17 protein-coding genes are annotated in these 24179 nt (G+C 39.7%); all 17 read left to right on the top strand.

All coding sequences use genetic code 11. The annotated features are described in order from the left end of the window. The first annotated feature begins 90 nt into the window (after nt 1-90). The 17 genes from AB7942_RS04025 (at nt 91) to AB7942_RS03945 (ending at nt 24097) form a co-directional block, all read left to right on the top strand. Nucleotides 91-1092 carry a carbohydrate kinase family protein gene (locus AB7942_RS04025; protein ID WP_369445892.1) on the top strand — a complete coding sequence of 334 codons (1002 nt, stop codon included), beginning with the start codon at nt 91-93 and terminating at the stop codon, nt 1090-1092. 204 nt (nt 1093-1296) lie between these two features. Further along, nucleotides 1297-1557 (top strand): 6TM ABC transporter family protein, encoded by a 261-nt coding sequence (locus AB7942_RS04020; RefSeq protein ID WP_369445891.1) that lies wholly within the window; start codon nt 1297-1299, stop codon nt 1555-1557. Then, nucleotides 1545-1997, top strand: coding sequence for an ABC transporter transmembrane domain-containing protein (locus tag AB7942_RS04015; protein WP_369445890.1), 453 nt, complete (start codon nt 1545-1547; stop codon nt 1995-1997). The genes AB7942_RS04020 and AB7942_RS04015 overlap by 13 nt, the downstream gene beginning before the upstream one ends. Further along, a complete protein-coding gene (locus AB7942_RS04010; protein ID WP_369445889.1) occupies nt 1949-2761 on the top strand; it encodes a Cof-type HAD-IIB family hydrolase in 813 nt (270 codons plus the stop codon). Before AB7942_RS04015 ends, AB7942_RS04010 begins: the two co-directional genes overlap by 49 nt. Nucleotides 2762-2914: 153 nt before the next feature. Next, entirely contained in the window at nt 2915-3889 is a 975-nt protein-coding gene (locus AB7942_RS04005; RefSeq protein WP_369445888.1) for a LacI family DNA-binding transcriptional regulator, read from the top strand. Nucleotides 3890-4187: 298 nt separating this feature from the next. Beyond that, complete coding sequence (locus tag AB7942_RS04000; RefSeq protein WP_369445887.1) at nt 4188-5144, top strand: ABC transporter permease; 957 nt, start codon at nt 4188-4190, stop codon at nt 5142-5144. Nucleotides 5145-5161: 17 nt separating this feature from the next. Beyond that, entirely contained in the window at nt 5162-6076 is a 915-nt protein-coding gene (locus AB7942_RS03995; RefSeq protein WP_369445886.1) for a carbohydrate ABC transporter permease, read from the top strand. Between the two features lie 85 nt (nt 6077-6161). Continuing rightward, complete coding sequence (locus tag AB7942_RS03990; protein ID WP_369445885.1) at nt 6162-7802, top strand: ABC transporter substrate-binding protein; 1641 nt, start codon at nt 6162-6164, stop codon at nt 7800-7802. A gap of 72 nt (nt 7803-7874) precedes the next feature. Continuing rightward, nucleotides 7875-8846, top strand: a complete 972-nt coding sequence (locus tag AB7942_RS03985) for a PfkB family carbohydrate kinase (RefSeq protein WP_369445884.1) — start codon at nt 7875-7877, stop codon at nt 8844-8846. A 105-nt stretch (nt 8847-8951) separates the two neighbouring features. Then, complete coding sequence (locus AB7942_RS03980; RefSeq protein WP_369445883.1) at nt 8952-9194, top strand: Spo0E family sporulation regulatory protein-aspartic acid phosphatase; 243 nt, start codon at nt 8952-8954, stop codon at nt 9192-9194. A 75-nt stretch (nt 9195-9269) separates the two neighbouring features. After that, nucleotides 9270-10766, top strand: coding sequence for a glycoside hydrolase family 32 protein (locus AB7942_RS03975; RefSeq protein WP_369445882.1), 1497 nt, complete (start codon nt 9270-9272; stop codon nt 10764-10766). Between the two features lie 33 nt (nt 10767-10799). Next, a complete protein-coding gene (locus AB7942_RS03970) occupies nt 10800-11408 on the top strand; it encodes a YesL family protein (RefSeq protein WP_369445881.1) in 609 nt (202 codons plus the stop codon). A 126-nt stretch (nt 11409-11534) separates the two neighbouring features. Continuing rightward, on the top strand, nt 11535-16901 hold the full coding sequence (locus tag AB7942_RS03965) for a GH32 C-terminal domain-containing protein (RefSeq protein WP_369445880.1): 5367 nt from the start codon (nt 11535-11537) through the stop codon (nt 16899-16901). A gap of 199 nt (nt 16902-17100) precedes the next feature. Further along, nucleotides 17101-19497, top strand: a complete 2397-nt coding sequence (locus tag AB7942_RS03960; RefSeq protein WP_369445879.1) for a GH32 C-terminal domain-containing protein — start codon at nt 17101-17103, stop codon at nt 19495-19497. Between the two features lie 341 nt (nt 19498-19838). Next, the gene (locus AB7942_RS03955) at nt 19839-21164 is read left to right on the top strand and encodes a glycoside hydrolase family 68 protein (RefSeq protein ID WP_369445878.1); all 1326 of its coding nucleotides are present in this window, start codon (nt 19839-19841) and stop codon (nt 21162-21164) included. Then, complete coding sequence (locus AB7942_RS03950; RefSeq protein ID WP_369445877.1) at nt 21164-22531, top strand: glycoside hydrolase family 68 protein; 1368 nt, start codon at nt 21164-21166, stop codon at nt 22529-22531. The genes AB7942_RS03955 and AB7942_RS03950 overlap by 1 nt, the downstream gene beginning before the upstream one ends. Before the next feature lie 219 nt (nt 22532-22750). Next, nucleotides 22751-24097, top strand: a complete 1347-nt coding sequence (locus tag AB7942_RS03945) for a glycoside hydrolase family 68 protein (RefSeq protein WP_369445876.1) — start codon at nt 22751-22753, stop codon at nt 24095-24097. Nucleotides 24098-24179 lie beyond the last annotated feature (82 nt).

Below are 24179 nucleotides of genomic sequence, written 5' to 3'. Positions count from 1 at the left end.
CTAATCGAAATATCAGGTTAGAGCTTTGTTTTTGCAGAGCCATGAGCAAGTTATTATATACAACAATTTAAAAAGGACGGTTGAGATAAAATGAAAAACAATCCATCAGTCATTTGTATTGGAGAATTATTAATCGATTTTTTCTGTACAGATGTGGACATGGACTTAGTCCAAGGTCAAAATTTTGAAAAACAGGCAGGGGGAGCGCCTGCTAATGTTTGTGCTGCGATTGTGAAATTAGGGGGCAGTGCTCTGTTCAGTGGAAAAGTTGGAAATGATCCGTTTGGTCATTTTTTAAAAAATATATTAGAAGAAGTGAATGTCGATACCTCTATGCTTGTACTAGATAATGAGCATCCTACAACTCTAGCTTTTGTTTCATTGAAAGCAAATGGAGAAAGGGACTTCGTATTTAATCGCGGGGCAGATGCTTTTTTAACTGAAGACGAGCTTGATAAAGAAAAAATAATAGAATCGAGTATTCTACATTTTGGTTCAGCGACCGCTTTATTAAATGATCCCTTTCAATCGACTTATTTACATGTCATGCAGGAAGCAAAGGACGATGGTAAATTTATCTCATTTGACCCTAACTATCGAATTGACCTTTGGAAAGGGAGAAGAGACCAATTTGTAGAGTTAGTGCAAAAGGGAATCGCTATCGCTGATTTTGTAAAAGTAAGCGATGAGGAATTAAAAATTATCTCTGGCATGAACGATTTAAGTGATGGAATCGAAGTTCTACATCAACTGGGAGCATTAGTCGTTGCGGTTACTTTAGGAAAAGAAGGAACGATGATTTCTAATGGGCAAAATATGGAGATGGTTCCAAGTATAAAAGTAGATTCTATCGATTCTACCGGTGCGGGTGATGCATTTGTAGGCGCAACACTTTACCAGTTGGCTAGAGCAACAGAACCAAAGAGAGTTTTAGAAGACTTCGAACAACTGAAACAAATCATGTCCTTTAGTAATAAAGTGGGAGCAATGGTTTGTACGAAAGTAGGAGCCATTTCTTCCTTACCAACCCAAGAGGAAGTCATCCATTTTCAAGAGACACAGCGGGAAATATTAAACAGCCTTTCTATTTAAAGGAGGGCTGTTTCGAATACCTAAATAAATTTTTTCTCATTCATACAAAGACCGAAACAATAATATGATGTATTTATGTTTAAACAGAATTGGAAGGAGGAAACGATCTTTGCAAAGCATGCGATGGATATGGGGATATATACGGAATTACCGGGTTAGATTATTCATTGGACTTCACTTGCGCTAGCTGTTTCAGTTCTAAATATGTTTAATCCCTATATTGCCGGTAAAATCATCGATAAGGTCATTTATGGACATCAGAATGATTTATTATGGCCCCTGTTGGGATTAATGATTGGTGTAACCATAACCAAGACAGTGATTCGTTATAGGTATCAATTAATGTTTGAGCGGATTTCGCAAAATGTAATATTTACGATAAGGGAAGAGCTGTATACTCGTCTTCACCAATTGAATTTTGTTTTTATGATCGAACAAAAACGGGAGATGTCATGGCGCGCATGACTGGGGATTTGGAAGCAGTCAGGCATTTTACTGCCTGGGCTATTTATATTATTTTTGAAAATGTTACCATTTTGCTGTTTGCCATTGGAGTCATGTTTGCTCTAAATCCGCCGTTAGCTTTGGTCATGCTCGCCGTAACACCGATTATTGGTTTCTTTGCTTTTCGTTTAACCTATACTGTAAAGCCCACTTTTTCAGCGATACGGGAACAGTTTGCCAGGCTGAATTCAGTGGTGCAGGAGAATATCAGCGGAAATCGAGTGGTAAAAGCCTTTGCCAAGGAAGATTATGAAATAGAAAAATTTTCAGTAGAAAATACAGGTTTCAAGGAAAAGAATCTTAACTCGGCAAGAGTATGGGAAAAGTACTTGCCCGGACTAGGGGGATTCATATGGGTAATTTCAAAATGGTATGTTTGGATATTGATGGGACATTACTGAATTCCAGGCATGAGATTACGGAAAAAACGAAACAAGTAATCCAGAAAGTTGCTAATGAAAAACAAATTCCAGTCATCCTAGTTTCTGCAAGAATGCCTAAAGGGATAAAGTTCTTGCAGCAAGCGTTAAATATCGTTCAGCCCATTATTTGTTACAGCGGTGCGTTCATTTGGAATAATCGTGATACGCTATTAAACATTACGATACCAGTTTCAGATGTAAAGAAGGTGTATACTATTGTCAAAAACTTAGGCATCCATATCAGTTTATACAAGGATGATGAATGGTATATAGAAGAAATGGATGAATGGGCAAAACAAGAGAGTGAAATAACCAGTATTACTCCTGCTATTTCCGATTTTAGTAACCTATTTACTATTTGGGAGCAAGAAAGTACTGGACCTAATAAAATTTTATGTATGGCTGAATCCCCAGATATCCAACAATTGGATACAAAAATGAAAGAATATCTTTCTAATCATTTAAATATTTATCCTTCAAAGCCTAACTACTTAGAAATAATGCCCAAACATACAACCAAAACTTCTGCCATTGAATTTTTATGCGAAGAGTTTGATATCCTAAAAAACGAGATAATCGCAATAGGCGACAACTATAACGATATGAATATGATCGAATATGCGGGACTTGGAATTGCCATGGGAAATGCACCGGAACAAGTGAAACAAATTGCTAATGATATCACACTTTCCAATGATGAGGACGGTGTAGCAGAGGCATTAAAAAAATACATTCTATCTTAAAAAAAGAAATCAGAAAAATTAATTTATTTTTAAAAAAAAACGTTGAAACGTTTCCAAGATGGTGATATCATAGGTTCATGGAAACGTTGAAACGTTTCCATGATGGTAATATCATAAGTTTATGAAATCGCTTTAATATTGGAGGTAGTTGTAGTGCCAAGTTTAAAAGATGTTGCAGACCTAGCAGGAGTTGGAGTTGGCACTGTTTCACGAGTCATTAACAATCATCCGAATGTAAGGAACGAAACACGGGAGAAAGTGAATGCTGCGATCACACAATTAAATTACATACCTAATGAAGTTGCAAGAAACTTTAAAATGCAAAAATCAACAATGGTTGCGTTATTACTCCCTAGTATTTGGCATCCGTTTTTCTCGGAACTGGCCTATTATATCGAAGATGAGCTTGACCGAGAAGGGTATAAATTGATGCTTTGCAATAGTGGGGGCAGACCCGACAAAGAGCTTTATTATTTAGATATGCTCAATCAGAATAAAGTAGCAGGCATTATTGGAATCACTTACAATGACATCGAAGATAGTGTGAGTACTGATATTCCGATTATCAGCATTGACCGCCATTTTGGAAAAAAAATCACATGCGTAACCTCGGATAACTACACTGGCGGCCGCATTGCCGTAAGAGAGCTTGTGAAAGCGGGAACTAAAAAAGCCGCATATCTTGCAACCTATAGTGATGTTTATAGTGAGGTTGAACTTCGGAAAAAAGGATTCATCGATGAAGCAGAGGCTCAAGGTATCGAATATATCATCTACGAGGAGCTTGATGCTGTTTTTAATGATGAAAAATACTTCGAAAATTTCTTTAAAATAAAAGAACATCAGGATGTGGACGGGATATTTGCCAATACCGATCTGCTTGCCGCCAAATATATCGATAAAGCTAAACAATATGGCTTGCGGACTCCAGAGGATGTAAAAGTAATCGGATATGATGGAATTCAGGATAATAAGCTGTTTCATCCAATTCTATCAACGATCCGGCAGCCGGTTGAGGAAATGGCAAGAATGTCTGTAAAGCTTCTCTTAAGAAAGATTGAAGGTGAAGCACTGGAGCAAGAGATTTATCGAATCCCTGTCATGTACAGGGAGGGCGAAACAACTTAGCTATTATTTGCAATTTTTTTAACTCTTCGTTGGAAACGTTTCAATTGAAACGCTGGAGGATAAGGATTTATCGAATGCCTCTCGTTACAGAGAGGGAGGAACCTTAGATATATAATTTTTTTAACTCTTTTTGGAAACGTTTCAATGAAACGTTCAAGTAAGAGATTTATCGAATACCTATGATGTAAAGAAAGGAAGAAACGGTTTAGATAACAAAATTTTTTTAGCTATTGTTGGAAACGTTTCAATTGAAATGTTAGACAAAACAAAAAAACATTGTTGAAAGTGAGGCAAGGATATGGAAGTGGTTAGGAAAGCAAATTCGGTAATCGATTCACCCATCCAAGTAAAAAAAGCATCAAAACTAAAAAAAATCTTGAGTAATTATCAGCTCTATTTATTTCTTTTACCCGCTTTAGTTTATTTTATTGTTTTCCATTATGTCCCGATGTATGGAATATTAATTGCTTTTAAAGATTTTGTTGCAACAAAAGGAATTATGGGAAGTCCGTGGGTTGGATTTAAACATTTTGAGCGATTTTTCGATTCCTATCAATTTTGGAGCCTGATTAAAAATACTCTTGGTCTTAGCGTTATACAACTAATCGTTGGTTTTCCGCTTCCAATTTTTCTAGCTCTCATGATGAACCAAATTAGAAGTGATAAGTACAAACGTTTTGTTCAAACAGTTGTTTATGCGCCGCATTTTATATCAGTAGTTGTTTTAGCGGGTATGATTTATGTCTTCTTTTCAAACAATGGGCTTATTAATAACTTAATCCTGATTTTTGGCGGCGATCCGATTTCGTTTATGGCAAAACCTGATTGGTTTAAACCATTATATATTGCCTCAGGCGTTTGGCAAGAAACCGGATGGGCTGCGATTATATATCTAGCAGCGCTTGCAGGAGTCAGCCCTGAACTGCATGAGGCTGCGGTAATGGATGGAGCAAATAAGTGGCAGCGGATTTTTCATGTGGATATTCCGGCGATTATGCCAACGGCTGTTATTCTATTAATTCTAAACGTTGGTAACATTATGAATATTGGTTTTGAAAAGGCTTACCTGTTACAAACACCAATGAACCAGCCGGCAGCAGAGATTATCCCAACCTATGTTTATAAGATGGGGTTACAGCAGGCGCAATATAGTTTTGCTGCCGCAGTAGGATTGTTTAATTCAGTGATTAACTTAGTTTTATTAGTCTTAGTAAATAAGTTTGCGAAAAAATTATCCGGAACAGGATTATGGTAACAGGAGGTGCAGCATAAATGAGTATATTAGCTTTAAAGAATAAGAGAATGACAAGAAAATCGAAGGAAGATAAGGTCTTTGATATTATTAACTTTTTTCTGGTCGCGATCATCTTACTATTGGTAGTCTATCCATTGTACTTTATTGTAATTGCCTCTATCAGTGACCCAAACATGATTTACGAAGGAAAGGTATGGCTATTGCCGAAAGAGCTGACCCTTGAAGGGTATCAGCGAATCTTTGGAGACAGCAAGATTTGGCTGGGCTATAAGAACTCCATCATGTATACGGTGGTTGGTACGATTGTAAACGTTTCTTTTACCTTAATGGCTGCCTATGCATTATCAAGAAAAGATTTATATGGAAGAAATGTGATTATGTTTTTATTCCTCATGACGATGTTTTTCTCAGGCGGATTAATTCCTACATACCTGGTTGTTAAGAATCTTGGTTTGCTTAACACTATGTGGGCGCTAATCCTTCCAAAAGCTGTTGCGGTATGGAACGTCATTGTGGCCAAAACGTTTTTTGAGTCCTCTATTCCTAATGAGTTATTAGAAGCGGCACGAATAGATGGATGCTCGGATGTGAAATTTTTCTGGAAGATTGTTCTGCCGTTATCAAAACCGATTGTGGCTGTTATGGTCCTATTTTATGCCGTTGGACACTGGAACTCCTATTTTGATGCTTTAATCTATTTAAATAATGAAAATTTATATCCGTTGCAATTAATTTTACGAAACATTTTAATTCAAAATCAGGCATCCACAATGATGATCAGTGATTTGGACTCCTTGGCCGCAAAACAAAGAGTGTCTGAGCTAATTAAATACGGTGTGATTATTGTCGCTACCATCCCGCTTTTAATCGTCTATCCATTTGTTCAAAAATACTTTGTCAAGGGTGTTATGATCGGTGGAATTAAAGGTTAAGCGAAATGATTTGCAATAAGGGGTGGTGGTCGACGTCATTTATAGTTTGCCATCCATTTAATCGATCTAATAGGGGGAAAAACAAATGTTGAAATCAATCAAGAAAAATGTTCAGAAAAACAAGAAAAAGAGCATGGCAATGGCATTGGTTTTAGGATTAAGTGCTTCATTCGTATTAACTGGCTGTTCAAACAGTGATTCTGCCAGTTCCGAGAAAAAAGCAGATGCTGCCTTTCATAAAACAGGTTTACCGATTGTCGACAAACAGGTTACGTTAAACATTGTTTCACCAAAAGCAGCTCTGGCACCTGACTATTCGAAAATGGTCATTTTTGACCGACTTCAAAAAGCAACAAACGTTCAAATTAAATGGAATAATATCCCTGGAGATGGATATCAAGAAAAGAAAAATTTAATGCTGGCAAGCGGTGACCTGCCAGATGCGTTCTATTCGTCAGGCTTTTCTGATCATGATCTCGCCCAATATGGTCAGAACGGCACAATTATCCCATTAGAGGATTTAATCGACAAATATGCACCAAATTTAAAGAAACTATTTGAAGAGAGACCAGAGTTGAAAAAGGTTGTAACCGCACCAGATGGGCATATTTATTCCCTTCCGCGTGCTGAGGAAATGGATCTAATCGGTATGCCAAATATTATGTTCATCAACAAAGCATGGTTAGATAAGCTTGGCCTAAAAATGCCGACAACATTAGAGGAATACCATGATGTGTTAAAAGCATTTAAAGAAAAGGATCCGAACGGAAACGGTAAGAAAGATGAAATTGGGTTGACTTTCTGGTATAACGGCTGGTGCGGTAATGAAGGAGATTTAATTGGTTTATTCGGAGTGCCGGATGCTCCATTTGAAGCTGACCACCGTATTGTAAGAGATGGAAAAGTCCTTTATGCAGCGGTTCAGCCAGAGTTTAAAGAAGCAATTAATTATTATAACAGCTGGGTAAAAGAAGGTTTAATTGACCCTGAGGTCGTAACCCAAAAGACGGAGCAGCTGTTTGCCAAAGGGAAAACACAGAATCCAACACTAGGCTCGTTCATTTGGTGGGAAAATACGGAAGTAGTTGGACCGGATCGAGTTAAAGATTATGTCGTATTACCGCCATTAAAAGGGAAAGATGGCAAAATTGTGATTGGACGTTCCAACTATTCCGAATATGGAAGAGATGCCTTTGTGATTACCTCAGCTAACAAAAACCCTGAGATTACGATGCGCTGGGTTGACCAATTATATGAGCCAAAAATGTCAGCACAAATTAACTGGGGCCCAATTGGTGAAATTTACGAGGAAGATGCAAATGGCATGTTAGTGAATAAAGAGCTTCCAGCAGGCGTAGCAATGGGTGAATTACGTCAAAAGGTTGCTCCGGGCGGTCCGTTTGTAGTCTTAAAGGAGCACTTTGGTAAAGTAGTAGACATGGAGCCAAGAGCAAAGGAAAGATTACAAATTCTTGACCAGTATTATAAACCACATATGGTACAAGAAAGCTATCCATCCATCTTCTTTAGCCCTGAAGAGCTTGAAGTGATTAATACGATTGAGCCGGAAATTAAAGCCTTTGTGAAGCAAAAAGAAGCTCAATGGTTGATCGAGGGAGGAATTGAGAAGGAATGGGATGCGTATGTGAAGCAATTAAATGATATGGGTCTTGATAAATTAATGAAAGTTTACCAAAAAGGATTGGACCGCTATAACAAACAATAATCCCAGTATAAAGCCAGATATCCTTTCTTGTCTGGCTTTTCTTTTCAAAAAATAAGAAATAGGATGATGTACATGTTTGATGTCACGGCTTTAGGAGAAGTTTTAATTGATTTCACACCCTCCGGTCATTCGGAAAAGGGCCATATATTATTTGAAACAAACCCTGGCGGGGCACCGGCCAATGTCCTAGTGGCACTCTCCAGATTAAATAAGAAAACGGCGTTTATTGGAAAAGTGGGGCACGATCAATTTGGTCATATTCTCAAGGGTGTCTTAGAAGACCAAAAGATTGATACAAGCAATCTTTTATTCTCGGAAACAGTCAATACAACACTAGCTTTTGTTCATTTAGATGAAAAAGGGGATCGTTCCTTTAGTTTTTATCGAAATCCAGGAGCCGATATCATGCTGGAGAAAAATGAAATTGATGAAGATACAATCAAACAGTCCCGTATCTTTCATTTCGGTTCTTTATCGTTAACAAATGAACCTGCAGCCACTGCCACTTTTACCGCATTGGAATATGCAAAAAAGCATAATGTAACGATTTCCTATGATCCGAATTTGCGAACTCCTTTGTGGAGGTCACTTGATGAAGCAAAGCGGCAGATTTTAAAGGGATTTAAATATGCTGACATCGTTAAAATTTCAGAGGAGGAACTGGAATTTTTAACCGGCTATCGTGATGTCATAAAGGGCACGGAAGTTTTACAGGAACAATTTGGTACAGCTGTAATATTTGTCACTTTAGGGCCAGAAGGCTGTTTTTACCGAAGCATACAAGGATATGCCAGTAAAAAAGGGTATCAAGTAAACGTTGTCGATACAACGGGAGCGGGAGATGCCTTTGTTGGCGGTGTATTATATCAAATCCTTGAAAGGAAAAAACCGTTAGCTCATTTAACTGCATCAGAATTTGAAGAAATGGTTACTTTTGCTAATGCAGTTGGTGCCCTAACGACAGAAGGAAAAGGTGGAATTCCCAGTATTCCAACCATCGATCAGGTTGAAAGGTTTTTAAAAAAAGGCTTTGTTAAAGGCTAGTGTTGATTTTGGGTGGAGAGTAAAAGTCTGTGCTGGTTTTATATAGATAGATTAGTTTTTATATATTAACAATATTCGATAAACTGTGGAAAGGAAATAAAATCAATGGTTTTGGGGACTGTATCAGCTTTACGGGAGACTATAGATGAATTTCGCCAGAGTATGTACGAATTAGCAAAGAAGAAGGGCATTTCTGATCCACGTGTAATAAAAATCAGTCAGCAATTAGATGGAAAAATCATGATGTTGCAAAAAATCATATACCATTCTCAATCTTTATCAACAGCAAAGACTCTTTATTATGATGAAAACAAGATTGAGCCTGTAAATATTACTCATAGTAAATAGTTTAACTGAAATAATCAACAGCAAACCTTAACAAAGCCTAAAAAAAGAGTTCCTGAGAAAGGAAGAGTGTAAGAAATGAATAATAACGTCCTGGAAAAAAAACAGTATTATACAGAAAAATACCGTCCGCAGTATCACTTCTCACCGGAGCGCCAATGGATGAATGACCCGAATGGGATGGTGTATTATAACGGAGAATATCATTTATTTTATCAATATCATCCCAATGGAACGACATGGGGTCCGATGCATTGGGGGCATGCGGTAAGTAAAGATCTTGTTCACTGGGAACACCTCCCAATTGGTTTGGCTCCCGATGAGCATGGAACGATTTTTTCGGGTAGTGCAGTCGTGGATTGGAACGACACAAGCGGTTTCTTTGAAGGGAAATCAGGGTTAGTGGCAATTTTCACCCATGCGGATACATACCCTGATTCTAATCGTCCACGACAAAGGCAGAGTCTTGCCTATAGCAAAGACAATGGGCGTACATGGATAAAATATAAGGGGAACCCTGTTCTGCAAGAAGAAAGTATAACAGATTTTCGTGATCCAAAAGTGTTCTGGCACCGTGAAACAAATCAATGGATTACGGTATTAGCCGCAGGTCAAACCGTTAGAATATACACTTCGAAAAATTTACTATCATGGGAGTTTACGAGTGAATTTGGAGAAGGACATGGCTCACATCAGGGTGTCTGGGAGTGTCCCGACCTATTTGAATTACCTGTTGATGGGGATTCCAATCAGAAAAAATGGGTGCTATTTGTCAGCATTGGTAATGATCCAAAATATGAAGAAGGATCCAGAACCCAATATTTTATTGGCGATTTTGATGGTAAAACATTTTTCAACCATTACGAATCAAAAAAGACCCTTTGGATTGATCATGGACGCGATAATTATGCGGGCGTTAGCTGGTCCGATGTTCCAGATGAAGACGGAAGAAGGATTTATATTGGCTGGATGAGTAACTGGCAATATGCAAATGTAACTCCTACTATAGAATGGCGAAGTGCGATGACGATTCCTAGAGTACTTGAGCTTAAGAAAACCGAAGAAGGGATTCGACTTGTACAAAACCCGGTTCATGAGTTACAAGATATTCGTGATAGAAAAATATTAATTCAAAACGAAGTGGTTGTACCCGGTAAAAATCTTTTAGAAAATGTGAATAGTAACACATTCGAAATCATTGCCGAGTTTGAAATTGGAACCGCAACGGAATTTGGGTTCAAGGTTTGTAAGGGAGCCAATGAAGAAACAATTATTGGATTCGATGTAGAAAACCAAACATTGTTTATAGATCGAACTAATTCGGGAGAGGCTGCTTTCCATGAGGCCTTCGCAGGAAAACATGAGTGCTATCTACTACCAGAAAATAATAAGATCACTCTACATGTTTTTGTTGACCAGTCGTCTGTAGAATTGTTTGGAAATAATGGAAAGTCGGTCATAACGGACTTGATCTTCCCAAATCAAGAAAATAAGCAATTGGAGCTCTATGTAAAACATGGAGAAATTAAGTTACACTCGTTAGAGCTTTATTCGTTAAAATCTACTTGGCGATAATGTAGTGAAAAGGTAATAGGGGGAATGAAATTAATGAACGGTTTAAACAACAGATTATTTAATACCTTGAATACAATGGTAGATTTATTTCTTTTAAATTTACTATGGGTCATTACTTCGCTCCCCTTAATAACCTTTTTTCCTGCAACAGCAGCCATGTTTGGCGTTGTCCGCAAACGAATTTTACAAAAGGAAACAGAAAGTGTTTTAAAAAGCTTTTTAAAAATTTTTAAAGGAAATTTCAAACAAAGCTTTATTATCTCGATTATTTGGTCGGTACTTGCCTGTTTCTTATATTTTGATTATAGGCTTATAGATCCAACCAGGTCTGTTGGTCACCTCATTCTGTTTATCATCTTAGTCATTGGCATTTTGTTGTTTAGTTCGCTCTCCATTTATCTATTTCCGATTATGGTCCATTTTGAACTAAGCTTTAAGCATGTTATTCGAAATGCCTTTCTCTTTTCCCTTATGAACCCGGTCTTAACGATTCTTTTATTGATAATTGTTGGGGCGGGTACTGCTCTTTTCTATTTTTATCCAGCTACGATTTTCATCATCGGCAGTCTCGCAGCATATGCAGTTTATTACTTATGTCAATTATGGTTTAACCAGTTGCTGAACATGAAAGGAACAAACTGAAGATTAAAAATTATTCTAGGGTGCACTTAAACAATACATATTAGCACCCATTCTTATAAGTTGATTTGTAAGCGCCTTCTATTTGCTTGGATAGTAGTGATAAATAAATGTTGGAGGGGAACAGGGTTGAAGCAAAAGATAAAAAATCAAGGAATATCGATTATTATCATTTTTTCATTAATGATTTCGCTGTTTATGCCCACTGTTTCTAGTAAAGCGGAATCTAGTGTATCATCCAGTTCGTCTGTTGATGGCGAAAATGAACCATATCGGTCCAAATTTCATTTTTCTCCGGAAAAAAACTGGATGAATGATCCCAACGGCATGGTGTATTACGATGGGGAGTATCATCTGTTTTATCAGCATAATCCTACTGAATCAAAGTGGGGACCGATGTATTGGGGACATGCGGTAAGTAAAGACTTGGTCAATTGGGAATACCTGCCGATCGGTCTTTATCCAGATGAAAAAGGTTTTATCTGGTCAGGGAGTGCAGTTGTGGATTGGAACAATACGACTGGATTCGGAAAAGACTCTAAACCGCCGATGGTTGCTGTATTTACTCAGGAAAAAGGTGGTCATCAAGTTCAAAGTTTAGCTTACAGCAACGATAAGGGCCGTACTTGGACGAAGTATGATGGCAATCCGATTATCCCTATGCCAGAGGGGATTGATGTTTTCCGGGACCCAAAGGTATTTTGGCATGATGAAACAAAAAAGTGGATTATGGTAATTTCAGCTGGTGATCGTGTTTATTTTTATAACTCACCGGATCTGAAAAGTTGGACGAAAGTAAGTGAATTTGGCAACAATGACGGCTCCCATACGGGAACATGGGAATGCCCGGATTTATTTGCCCTTCCGGTTGATGGAGATCCAACTAAGAAGAAGTGGGTATTAGCTGTCAGTATCAGTGAAGGGTCCCCTGCCGGCGGTTCGGGGATGCAGTATTTTATTGGTGATTTTGATGGGAAAACCTTCACCAATGCCAATGATCCGAGTAAAGTCCTATGGGCCGATTATGGGGCTGATTTTTATGCAGCTGTTTCATGGAGTGATGTCCCTGATGGACGCCGTTTATGGCTCGGGTGGATGAATAATTGGAAATATGGGCAGGACATTCCAACATCCTCATTCAGAGGAACGATGTCGACCCCGCGTGAACTTGCCTTATCAACGGTTGAAGGTGAAGGGATTCGACTTAAACAAAAACCTGCAGCTGAGTTAGAAAGCCTTAGGGGTAATCCACAAGATATCGAAAATAAAGTGATAACTCCGGGAGAAAATCTGCTTTCGAAGTTAACAGGAGATGCCTTTGAGATTACGGCTGAATTTGAATTGAATTCGGCAACGGCAACTGAGTTTGGTTTGAAAGTTCGAAAAGGGGAAAGCGGGGAGACGAAGATTGGTTATGATATTGGCAGTAAAAAAATATTTGTTGACCGCTCTAACGCTGGTGAATCAGGTTTCAACGGTCAATTTGCCGCAATACATGAAGCACCGTTATCAGCCATTAATCAAACCGTTAAAATCAATCTAATAGTTGACCGGGCATCTGTTGAAGTATTTGGCAATGATGGTCAGGCAGTAATAACAGATCAAATCTTCCCCGATCCTAAAAATCAATCTCTTGAACTTTACACAACCGGCGGGGAAGTACAACTTAAATCATTAATGGTATATGATTTGAACCAGGCTTCTTTTGTTTCAAACATAGACAAAATGGCCGTTGATGGAGGCAGTCTGCGAAATGAGATTGAAAATCCAGATTTTGAGACTGGCAATCTATCAGGATGGACAGAAGCAGGATCCGCATTTGATCATCCAGTATCCAATGTTACAAGCTTCTGGGGTGGTCCTTTTCAGCAACAAGGAACCTACCATGTTTGGGGATTTGCCGGGGCAGCCAATGATGCAAATGCTGATTTTCGCACGGGTGTAATGAAATCTACTGTATTCAAACTTGGCGGGAATGGAATGATTGATTTCCTTGTTGGCGGGGGTCAGGATATAAATAAGCTATATGTTGCCTTAGTTCGGGCTTCAGATGGAAAAGAGCTTTTTAAAGCAACTGGATCAAATACAGAAGCCTATCGAAGAGTCAGTTGGGATGCATCAGAATATATCGGAGAGGCATTGTATATGAAAGTTGTTGACTATCATTCTGGCGGATTTGGGCACATCAATGTCGATGATTTTCATGTTTTTAATAATGACCCAGTAATGACCGACGATATTCAAAATCCGGATTTTGAGACAGGTGATTTAACAGGATGGACAATCGTTGAAGGTAATGCCTTCAGTAATCGGGATGTTACAGACGATAAAGATTGGGGTTGGGGTGGTCCGTTTAATCACCATAACGATTACCATCTATGGGGAGCTAAAGATGGCGGAGACGGACAAACGGGAATTTTAAAATCAGCAAACTTTACCCTGGCAGGTAATGGAGAAATTAATTTCCTTATCGGCGGCGGTAATGACATAGACAAATTATATGTGGCCTTGGTCAGGGCCTCAGATGATAAAGAATTAATCAAAGCAACTAATACCAATTGGAAAGAAAGCGAAGCTTATACTCGGGTAAAGTGGGATGCAGCCAATTACTTGGGGGAAAAAGTCTACATCAAAGTGGTGGACCATGCGACAGGTGGATGGGGCCATATTAACGTAGATGACTTTCATGTGAAAAATACCGGCATCATAGCAAACTGGCCATTGGATGAAGGCAGTGGAACCAAAACAAAAGACTTTGTTAGAGGAATGGCAGACCCTATTTCCTATGTGTTTACGAAAGCTTTATACAAGCCATCGACCGATCCTTTATGGAGAGATGGGATTCGTAACAAAGCTTTACTGTTCGATGGATATTCTACATCGATTACTAGGCCATCTAATCAAACTATTAAGCCAACTGATGCTCTCACAATTGAAGCATGGGTTGCTCCAAGATCTTACGAATGGGGCGATCTCGGCCAATTATCAGCGATCGTCAATCAACACAATAAAACGGCAAGCGAAGGTTATATCCTTGGCTTGGGACGGCACGGGAAATGGTCGTTTCAGGCAAGTATTAACGGTGAGTGGAAGGAAGTTTGGGCTGCCGAAAACAAGCCTCTTGAAAAAAATAAATGGTCGTATATTGTTGCCACCTTTGATAAGGCTGAACAAAAAATGAAGCTTTATTTAAATGGTGAATTGGTCGGGGAGACGGTCACACCAAAAGGGACCATCACACCATCTTCAAATGATTTATTAATCGGAAAACATAACAGCGCTGCTTTGGTTAATGGAGCTTTCACTGCCAATATGTTTAATGGAATGATTGACGAATTAAAAATGCATAACCTTTCGCTATCAGGGGAAAAAATTAAAGAAAATTATGATTCGTATTTAAGTAGTTTTGAGAATCATAAACTTCCAATACCTGATTTGGCACCAGATCGGAGCAGATATGATGGCGACCGGTACCGGCCGCAATATCATTTTATTGCACCGGAGCATTGGATGAACGAGCCTCATGCACCGTTCTACTATAATGGGAAATATCATCTATTCTATCAAAATAATCCCCAAGGCCCATATTGGCATCAAATTCATTGGGGGCATTCTGTAAGTGAGGATATGGTTCATTGGAAGGATGAACCGATAGCTCTTGCACCTGATGGGAACTCCGTTGCGCCTGATGGTGTTTGGTCAGGCGGATCAACTGTTGATGCTAATGGGAATCCGGTGTTATTTTTTACAGCCGGGGATGATAAAAAGGTTCCAAATCAAATGACGGGTCTTGCAACGAGTAAGGATCCCGAGGACCCGGATTTGAAAGAATGGTCCATGTACGAGAAACCAGTTACGGTTCAAGCGCCAAACCTGCCGGCAAAAGAAGGGGAGGTATGGTACGGGCAATTCCGTGATCCGTATGTTTGGAAAGATGGAGATTCATGGTACCAGCTCGTTGGTTCAGGTATTAAAGGAGCAGGGGGAACTGCCCTTCTCTATACCTCTAAAGACCTAAAAAATTGGGAATATAAAAAGCCGATGATTGTTGGCGATTATAAACAAAACCCGAAAACAGGCCAAGTTTGGGAGCTGCCAGTATTTCTGCCATTAGGAAAAGATAAAAAAGGTATTGAGAAATATGTTTTCTTTTTCAACCCGTGGTTTGATGGGTACAGTCCGCACAATGTGAAATATGTATGGTATTGGATCGGAACATGGGATAAAGAAAAACTAGAGTTTGTTCCTGACCATACGGACCCAAAACAATTTGATTACGGGGAACACTTTACAGGACCAAGCGGGATGGTTGATGGAAAAGGACGTTCTATTCTCTTTAGTATTGCCCAGGACCGCCGGACGGAGCAGCAGCATTACGATGCCGGCTGGGCTCATAATGCAGGATTGCCGCTAGAGCTTTCCTTAAACTCAGAAGGCGGGTTGGGAATTAAACCTATTACTGAATTGAGTTCTCTAAGGAAAAAGGAACTTGTTTCAATCAAGAATGAAAATACAGATAAAGCCAATGAATTATTAACAAATGTTAAAGGTGATCTGTTGGAAATTCAACTGGAAATCAATCCAGCCTCTGCAAAACAAGTGGGTCTAAAAGCTAGAAAGTCAACAAATGGCGAGGAAGAAACATTACTATTCTTTGATGTTGAAAAACAATTACTAAACATTGATCGAAACAAATCCAGTCTCGATGCGGATATCCAAAAAGGGATACAGGGCGGAGAACTTAAGATTGGTAAAGAGAATCTCAAGCTTCATATTTATCTGGACCGGTCCATGATAGAAGCCTATGTGAATGGCAAAAAAAGTATCACCTCACGTGTATATCCAACCCTTTCCGATGCTCTGGGCCTTGAGTTATGGAGTAATGGCGGAAAGGCGAAAGTGGTATCGATGAAGGTATGGGAAATGGGTTCCGCATACGGGGAAACGGTTCCTGCCTATTGGCCTGAATCGAATGGCGGCGGAGATACAATTCCAGAAAGTACAGAATTGCCAAATCATGATTTCCAATCAGGTGATTTAACAGGATGGACTGTTGTAGAAGGGAAAGCTTTTAGTAATGAACACGTATCCAAGGCAAACGATTGGGGATGGGGCGGACCGTTTAACCAAGCCTCAGACCGAATCGACCCGGAACGATACCATCTGTGGGGGTTTAATGGCGAAAAAGGAGGAGATTCATTGACAGGAGTCTTAAAGTCTGAGAACTTTGTGTTGGGCGGAAACGGAAAAATCGATTTCCTAATTGGCGGAGGAGCTAATATCGATAGACTTTATCTAGCACTGGTACGAGCTTCAGACGGCAAAGAGTTAATGAAGGAAACGGGTGGTAACTGGGAAGCCTATCGAAGAGTTAACTGGGATGCTTCGGATTATATAGGAGAAGAGTTATACATCAAAGTTGTAGACTATGAAACTGGCGGATGGGGACATATTAATATTGATGATGTAAATGCACCTGTGGCCATAAAAAGGTAAAATCTTACCTTGATAGATAGAATCAAATAACCTAGAATAATCATGTGAAATTCAATATTGCAGGATTGCGACTGGTTAGCAGGCAAGACCTAAAATGAGTGAAGGACAGAAGGTACCTTTGTGTATATGTCCTTACCCATTTTAGGTCTTTTTTTGTTATTAAGGTTGAATACACTGTACTAGATAAGGAGTTTTTAAGATGAAAAAGAAGATGATTATATGGATGCGGCTGCTTGTTTTAGCAGTATGCTTCCTGACGATTACAGGAGTTTTAATCAAAAAACAGGTGAACACCAGATTAGAAACAACCAATATCAATCAAAAGAAGGATCAACCTTTAGACCTGGTGCTTAGTAATCGTGCTCTCCATCAGTGGGGATTTGATGAAGGGGATGGTAACGTCACTCGTGATCATGCTCAATCTGTGTCGTCTGTTATTCATTATGCATTAACATCAGATCCGGAATGGAAAAACGGCATTAGCGGTAAAGCATTATTATTTGATGGATATTCCAATTGGCTGGAAATTCCTTCGAAAAAGGTTCATAACCCAGCTGGGTCTTTTTCCATTGAAGCATGGGTTGCCCCGAGAGCCTATGAATGGGGCGACAATGGACAGCCCTCCGTGATTATCAATCAACAGGATAAAGGAAATAAACAGGGATTTATGCTCGGAATGGGACGGCATGGATATATCACGTTTCAGCTTGCCATAAACGGGGAATGGCAGGAAATTTGGTCGCCAGAAGGGAACATTTTGCCGAAAGATCAATGGTCTCATGTTGTTGCACAATTTGATAAAGAAACAACTAAAGTCTCACTTTATTTAAACGGTGTACTCATTCAAGAAAAAGCAGTGCCTCCGAATAGTGAGTTTACACCAGCAGCTCATACGCCGTTACTTGTTGGAAAACATAATCAGGCAGTCGCTGTGTCTGAGGTTTTCCAAGTTAATATGTTTAATGGATTAATGGACAATGTTTCCCTATACAACAAAGCATTTAGTAATGAATCAATTAAACGACACTATGAAGAAGCCATTAACGGCTGGAACAATAAACTGCCGATACCGGATACTTCATTTGATCGAACGGTTTATAAAGGAGACCGCTATCGTCCTAATTATCATTTTACTGCTCCACAGCATTGGATGAACGAGCCTCATGCACCGATTTACTATAACGGAAAATACCATTTATTTTATCAGTTTAATCCATCTGGTCCTTTTTGGCATCAGATTCATTGGGGACATGCTACAAGTAAAGACATGATTCATTGGGAAGATAGTCCCATTGCTTTAAGTCCAACAGAGGGAACTGCAGCAAGAGACGGCGTATGGTCCGGCAGTGCCACATATGATAAGAATGGAGTACCAGTATTATTTTACACAGCAGGACACGATGAAATGAAGCCGAACCAAATGACTGGTATGGCACGGCCAGAAGAGGAAAATGATGTAACCTTAAAACATTGGATCATGAATCCTGATCCTGTAACAGTACAAGAGGAAAATATGGAAACACCAAAAGGAAAGGTATTGTTTGGACAATTTCGTGATCCCTACGTATGGAAAGATGGAGACAAATGGTACCAGCTTGTCGGCTCGGGTATAAAAGAGGCAGGAGGAACCGCTTTACTCTATACCTCAGAAGATCTTGAACACTGGAAGTATGAAAAACCATTGATGATAGGTGATAAAGTGAAATATCCGCATACAGGAGATGTATGGGAACTGCCATTTTTAGTTCCGATTAAAAACAAGGAGACTGGTGAACAAAAATATGTATTCATGATCAGTCCTTATTTTATGTCCCCTAGTCCGGATGCAGCTCGTTTTACATTTTATTGGATCGGGACTTGGGACCCAAATCGGTTGGAGTTTATCCCTGAACATGAGGAGCCTAAACTGTTTGATTATGGTGAACATTTTACAGGAGCACAAGGTTTTACAGATGGGAAAGGCCGTACCATCGTGACAAGTATTTTGCAAGACAGGCGTTCGGAAAGGGAAAAATATCAATCAGGATGGGCACACGGGGCTGGGCTGCCGCTCGAAATCTATTTAAATGATAAGCAAACTCTTGGAATTCGTCCGATTGAAGAGGTGCAGTCACTTCGAAGAGAAGAACTGGCATCCGCCCAAAATGTTACAATGGATGAAGCAAATAAACAGCTTCGAAAAATCAAAAGCGATCAATTCGAAATCGAGTTGGAATTCGATGTTTCCAATACGAAAGCAGCCGGTTTAAAAATATTAAAAGACCCAAATCAACAGGAAGAAACCAGTATTTTTTATGATAATGAAAGGAAAACCGTTCATATTGACCGCCAGCATTCAAGTAAAAATCCTGATATTGAAAAGGGAATTCAAGGTGGGGCGCTAAACCTTGAAGACCATATCTTAAGGGTAAGCCTATTTGTTGATAAATCGATTGTGGAAGCATACGTCAATAATGAAATAGGTATTTCGTCCCGTGTATTTCCAAAATTGGATCAATCGAAAGGCCTCGAAGTATTTGGAGTGGATGGAGAGCCATATATACGTTTGATGAGGGTATGGAGTATGGAAACAGCCATTGAAGGCGAGAAAGATTAGCCTTTCGGGTTTAACGCTATCTAATGAGATTTGAATTCGTTTATATGAAAATGTAACTAGTAAATCCTAATGAAATTAAGTGTATATTATCCTATTGTAGGGAATTGTCGAAAAGAATATAATGTTCCCTGTAAACAAAATTATGCGGGATTGTGACTGGTAAAGCAGGCAAGACCTAAAGTGTATGAAGGGCGAAGTGTACCTTTTTGGTAGACGTACCCTTGTACATTTTAGGTCTTTTTTTGTTCTCTGAGAAAGAATTTTAACTAGTTTGAATAGACGGAAAATTCTTAACGGACACAATGTTCCCGCGAAAAATGGAGGATTTAGGGGAAATGGAAATGAAAACTCGTAACAAATCGAAATTGAAAAAGCTGGTTTTGACAGCCGTTGTTGCTGTCAATTGCCTGTCAGTAACACAAGCATTTGCAGCGGAAATCAGTTCAGATTACACATCCATCTGGTCACGTCAGCAAGCAGAAAAAGTAACGCCTACTGACAAAACAACAGCACCGAAAATTGATCTTGATTTTGATCTTGTAGCACCTGATCAATGGGTATGGGATACATGGCCATTACAAAATAGAGATGGTTCAATGGCGATTGTCAATGGCTACCGAGTGGCTTTTGCATTGGTAGCACCGCGTTCTTTAGGATGGGGTGAGCGCCATACAGAAGCAAGAATTGGAATGTTCTACTCCAAGAACGGCAAAGATTGGACGTACGCAGGAATCCCTTATGACTATAATAAAGCCTTGGGGCATATGCAATGGGCCGGAACAGCAATGCTTGATGACAATGGAAAAGTTCATTTATTCTATACGGCAACCGGTGAAAAAACAAATTGGGATAACAATGGATGGGATAAAAGAGCCGTACAGCGGATTGCGAAAACAACCTTTGATATTCATACGGATAAAAACGGGGTTCATCTGACCAATGAAGGGAAACATCAAGTCATTCTTGAAGCAGATGGAAAATATTACGAGACACTTGCACAAGCGAATAGTCCGATCATTACGGCATTCCGTGATCCATTCTTCTTCCAGGATCCGAATACAGGCAAAGAGTATATTATCTTCGAAGGACAAGCTGGAAGCGATAGAGACTTTATCAAACCGGAAAATATCGGGGATGAAGAATACCGCAAAACCCATTCCGTTCCTGCAGGAGCCGAATTGTATAACGGTAATATCGGGATCGCAGAAGTACTTGACAAAGACGTAACCAAATTAAAGCTTCTCCCGCCATTGCTTGAGTCGGTTGGAACCAATCACCAGATGGAACGTCCGCACATGGTCGTAAACGGAGATGATTATTATCTATTTACCATCAGCCATACCTTTACGTATGCTCCTGGCTTGACTGGTCCTGATGGTGTCTATGGATTTGTTGGTAAAGGACTGTTCGGCAGCCATAAACCAATGAATGAAAGTGGTCTTGTGATTGCGAATCCAAAGGAAAGCCCTTATCAAGCCTATTCTTGGATGGTTCTTCCAGACCAGCAGGTAATCAGCTTTATTAACGAGCCGAAAGATGAGAACGGTAATGTGAAATTTGGCGGTACATTCGCCCCAACTCTAAAAGTGAAGCTGAATGGCGAAACATCTGAAGTTGTAAAAGAAGGTAAAGCGGGCGAAATTAAACCATTCGGGGCAAATCGCTAATGATAACTCGAAAAGGAGAAAGAAGGATGACCGTTATGAATAAGAAAGCAGTTTCTGCCATCGTCTTGGCGGCGAGTGTTATAGCCTCAACTTTTTCCGGGGTTTCTGTAAAAGCAGAAGACGTAGGGCAAACGACAAATTGGACACGGGAACAGGTCTCAAAAATTGAACTTAATCAAGATAATACCTTGCCTTATACGGATATAAGCAAGCTTAAGAAATTATCACCAGATTATCATATTTGGGACACGTGGCCCCTGTTGGATCGCGATGGAAATATCGCTTCAGTAAAAGGCTGGAAAGTGATGTTTGCCCTATCCGCTCCAAATAATGTGCTGCCTGGAAAAGTACATGACATTGCAACAATCCGCTATTTTTACTCGAAAAATGGTAAGGATTGGACTCTCGGCGGGACACTTTTCCCAGAAGGAGCTTCATTAGGTTCTCGCGAATGGGCTGGATCTGCCATGGTCGATAATGGGAAAATTCATGCCTTCTATACGGCAACTGGCCATAGAGGGGAAGAGCGATTGACATTTGAGCAGCGCATTGCTGAGGCATCCGGTGATATTATTGCTGATAGCAATGGAGTTCATTTTGAAAATTGGGGCAAACACAAGATCATTTTAGAGCCGGACGGTAAATATTATCAGACGAAGGAACAAGCTCAGCAAGGCGAAGGCGGCGGCTACGCTTTCCGTGATCCGATGTGGTTTAAGGACCCAAAAACCGATAAGGAATATATTTTATTTGAAGGAAATTCAGGCGGTACTGTAGGGGAGCGCACATTTAAACAAGAATATGCCGGAAGTTCCGAGTATACAAGCAATATCCCGGTACCTGCGGGAGCTGTTCATGCCAATGCGAACATTGGTATCGCAGAGGTAGTGGATGGTGATCCTTCTAAACTTAAAATGCTGCCTCCTCTTTTGGAAGCAAATTATGTCAACGAAGAATTGGAACGCCCGCATATTGTAGTAAAAGATAAAAAATATTATCTCTTTACTGACAGCCATATCAATAAATATGCTGAAGGGCTGCAAGGACCTGAAGGGATGTATGGATTTGTTTCTGATACCTTGATTGGTGGTTATCAGCCGCTGAATAGGAGTGGTTTGGTTTTAGCCAATCCTCCAGGAAACCCATACCAAGCGTATTCATGGCTTGTCCTTCCTAATTTGAATGTCGTCGGGTTTGCCCATTTTGGCGATTTAGGCAACATGTCAATTGGTGATGTTGGAAACCAATCACCAGAATTCCAATTTAGCCATTTTGGAGGCACATTGGCGCCAACGATACAGCTATCAATCAAAGGCGACACAACAAAAATAGCAAAAGAATTAAGCCCTGGCTGGATTAAACAATAAGGAAATGATTTGACCGGTTCCCGCGCTCCAATCGCTCACTAAGAGACCGTATAAGCGCTCGTGGAACCGGTTCCTGTGGTGTGAATTGGTCACTAAGGGTCCAATATAAGAGCCCATGGTACCGGTTCCTGAGCTCTAATCGGGCGCTTGAAATTTATGGTTAATCAACAAAGTTTTTAACAAAGCAAAAGTAAGAGGGCATTTGGGGGAACACTTTTCATGAAATGGAACAAAGTTAAAAAAAGCAAATCTATCATAGCAGCTATTATCGGACTTTTTATTATCTTCATACCCATTGTTGGTCCAACCGTTTCTGCCCAAGAAAATGCAGATACATTCAACTGGACTAGAGAAAATGTTAGCACTCTAACAATCAATGAGCAAAATACAGCTCCGACATTTAATAAAGATGAGCTTGTTAAACTTTCATCAGACTATTATATTTGGGATGCATGGCCATTGCAGGATTTGAACGGTCATCCAGCTGTAGTAAATGGTTTTAAAATTATTTTCGCCCTATCGGTACCGAAGGATGTCCTTCCTGGAAAACGCCATGATCTAGCTCAAATTCAATATTTCTATTCAAAAGACGGAAAGAGCTGGGTGTCAGGTGGTCCCGTTTTTAAAGATGGAGATGCATTGGGATCCAGACAGTGGGCTGGCTCATCCATCATTAATCGAGATGGGAGATTACAACTCTTTTACACAGCAACAGGGCAAAAAAATGAAGCTCAACTAAGCTATGATCAGCGGCTGGCAACTGCAACGGCAGATATTCGTACAACAAACACCAGTCTGACATTTAAGAATTGGTCCAAACATGAAATAATTGTTGAGGCAGATGGTAAATACTATCAAACAAAGGAACAAACAGGGAATGAAGAATCTTCTTATGCGTTCCGTGATCCGTATTTTTTCCAGGATCCAAAGACTGGGGAAGAATATCTTTTATTTGAAGCGAACTCCGCAGGAAAGCCTGAAGATCGTCCATTTAAACCTGAATATATTGGTTCCGAAGAGTTTCGTAGAAACCATGTAAACCCTAAGGGTTCCAAAGCTTTTAATGGCAGCATTGGCATTGCCAAAGCAACCGATAAGGATTTATCTAAATTTGAATTACTGCCGCCCTTATTAGAAGCAAATTATGTCAATGACGAACTTGAGCGGCCGAGTGTAATCGTAAAAGGAAACAGCTACTATCTTTTTACGAAAACACACAGGGAGAAATTTGCACCCGGTCTTGACGCACCGGAAGGATTATATGGATTTACTTCAGACTCTCTCTTTGGAGGCTATCATCCGTTAAATAATAGTGGACTAGTTATTGCAAATCCGACCGATAATCCGTATCAGGCATATTCCTGGATGGTTATGCCGAATGGCACTGTCACGAGTTTTGTGAATTATGTTAATGTGGACAGTAAAGATATTTATGAAGTTGGCGAGCAATCACCGGAGTATCAAATGGAGCATTTCGGCGGAATGCTGGCACCGTCCTTAAAAATATCGATCACACGGGATGAAACAAAGATTGTTCATGAAAAGAAGCAAGGGGTTTTTAAATAAGACACAGTTGTGGCGTTCAGTTTTCTACTGAACGCCACTGTGCATTCTTAAAATATTTGTCATTATTTACCTAAAAACAATA

Source organism: Neobacillus sp. BF23-41, assembly GCF_041106275.1.
The sequence above is the reverse complement of the archived record's forward strand: the minus strand, read 5'-3'. Positions and strand labels throughout refer to the sequence as shown.

Coding starts and splice junctions, on each gene's coding strand:
- AB7942_RS04025 (WP_369445892.1), top strand. CDS start 91: ATGAAAAACAATCCATCAGTCATTTGTATTGGAGAATTATTAATCGAT.
- AB7942_RS04020 (WP_369445891.1), top strand. CDS start 1,297: ATGTTTAATCCCTATATTGCCGGTAAAATCATCGATAAGGTCATTTAT.
- AB7942_RS04015 (WP_369445890.1), top strand. CDS start 1,545: ATGGCGCGCATGACTGGGGATTTGGAAGCAGTCAGGCATTTTACTGCC.
- AB7942_RS04010 (WP_369445889.1), top strand. CDS start 1,949: ATGGGTAATTTCAAAATGGTATGTTTGGATATTGATGGGACATTACTG.
- AB7942_RS04000 (WP_369445887.1), top strand. CDS start 4,188: ATGGAAGTGGTTAGGAAAGCAAATTCGGTAATCGATTCACCCATCCAA.
- AB7942_RS03995 (WP_369445886.1), top strand. CDS start 5,162: ATGAGTATATTAGCTTTAAAGAATAAGAGAATGACAAGAAAATCGAAG.
- AB7942_RS03990 (WP_369445885.1), top strand. CDS start 6,162: ATGTTGAAATCAATCAAGAAAAATGTTCAGAAAAACAAGAAAAAGAGC.
- AB7942_RS03985 (WP_369445884.1), top strand. CDS start 7,875: ATGTTTGATGTCACGGCTTTAGGAGAAGTTTTAATTGATTTCACACCC.
- AB7942_RS03980 (WP_369445883.1), top strand. CDS start 8,952: ATGGTTTTGGGGACTGTATCAGCTTTACGGGAGACTATAGATGAATTT.
- AB7942_RS03975 (WP_369445882.1), top strand. CDS start 9,270: ATGAATAATAACGTCCTGGAAAAAAAACAGTATTATACAGAAAAATAC.
- AB7942_RS03970 (WP_369445881.1), top strand. CDS start 10,800: ATGAACGGTTTAAACAACAGATTATTTAATACCTTGAATACAATGGTA.
- AB7942_RS03960 (WP_369445879.1), top strand. CDS start 17,101: ATGAAAAAGAAGATGATTATATGGATGCGGCTGCTTGTTTTAGCAGTA.
- AB7942_RS03955 (WP_369445878.1), top strand. CDS start 19,839: ATGAAAACTCGTAACAAATCGAAATTGAAAAAGCTGGTTTTGACAGCC.
- AB7942_RS03950 (WP_369445877.1), top strand. CDS start 21,164: ATGATAACTCGAAAAGGAGAAAGAAGGATGACCGTTATGAATAAGAAA.
- AB7942_RS03945 (WP_369445876.1), top strand. CDS start 22,751: ATGAAATGGAACAAAGTTAAAAAAAGCAAATCTATCATAGCAGCTATT.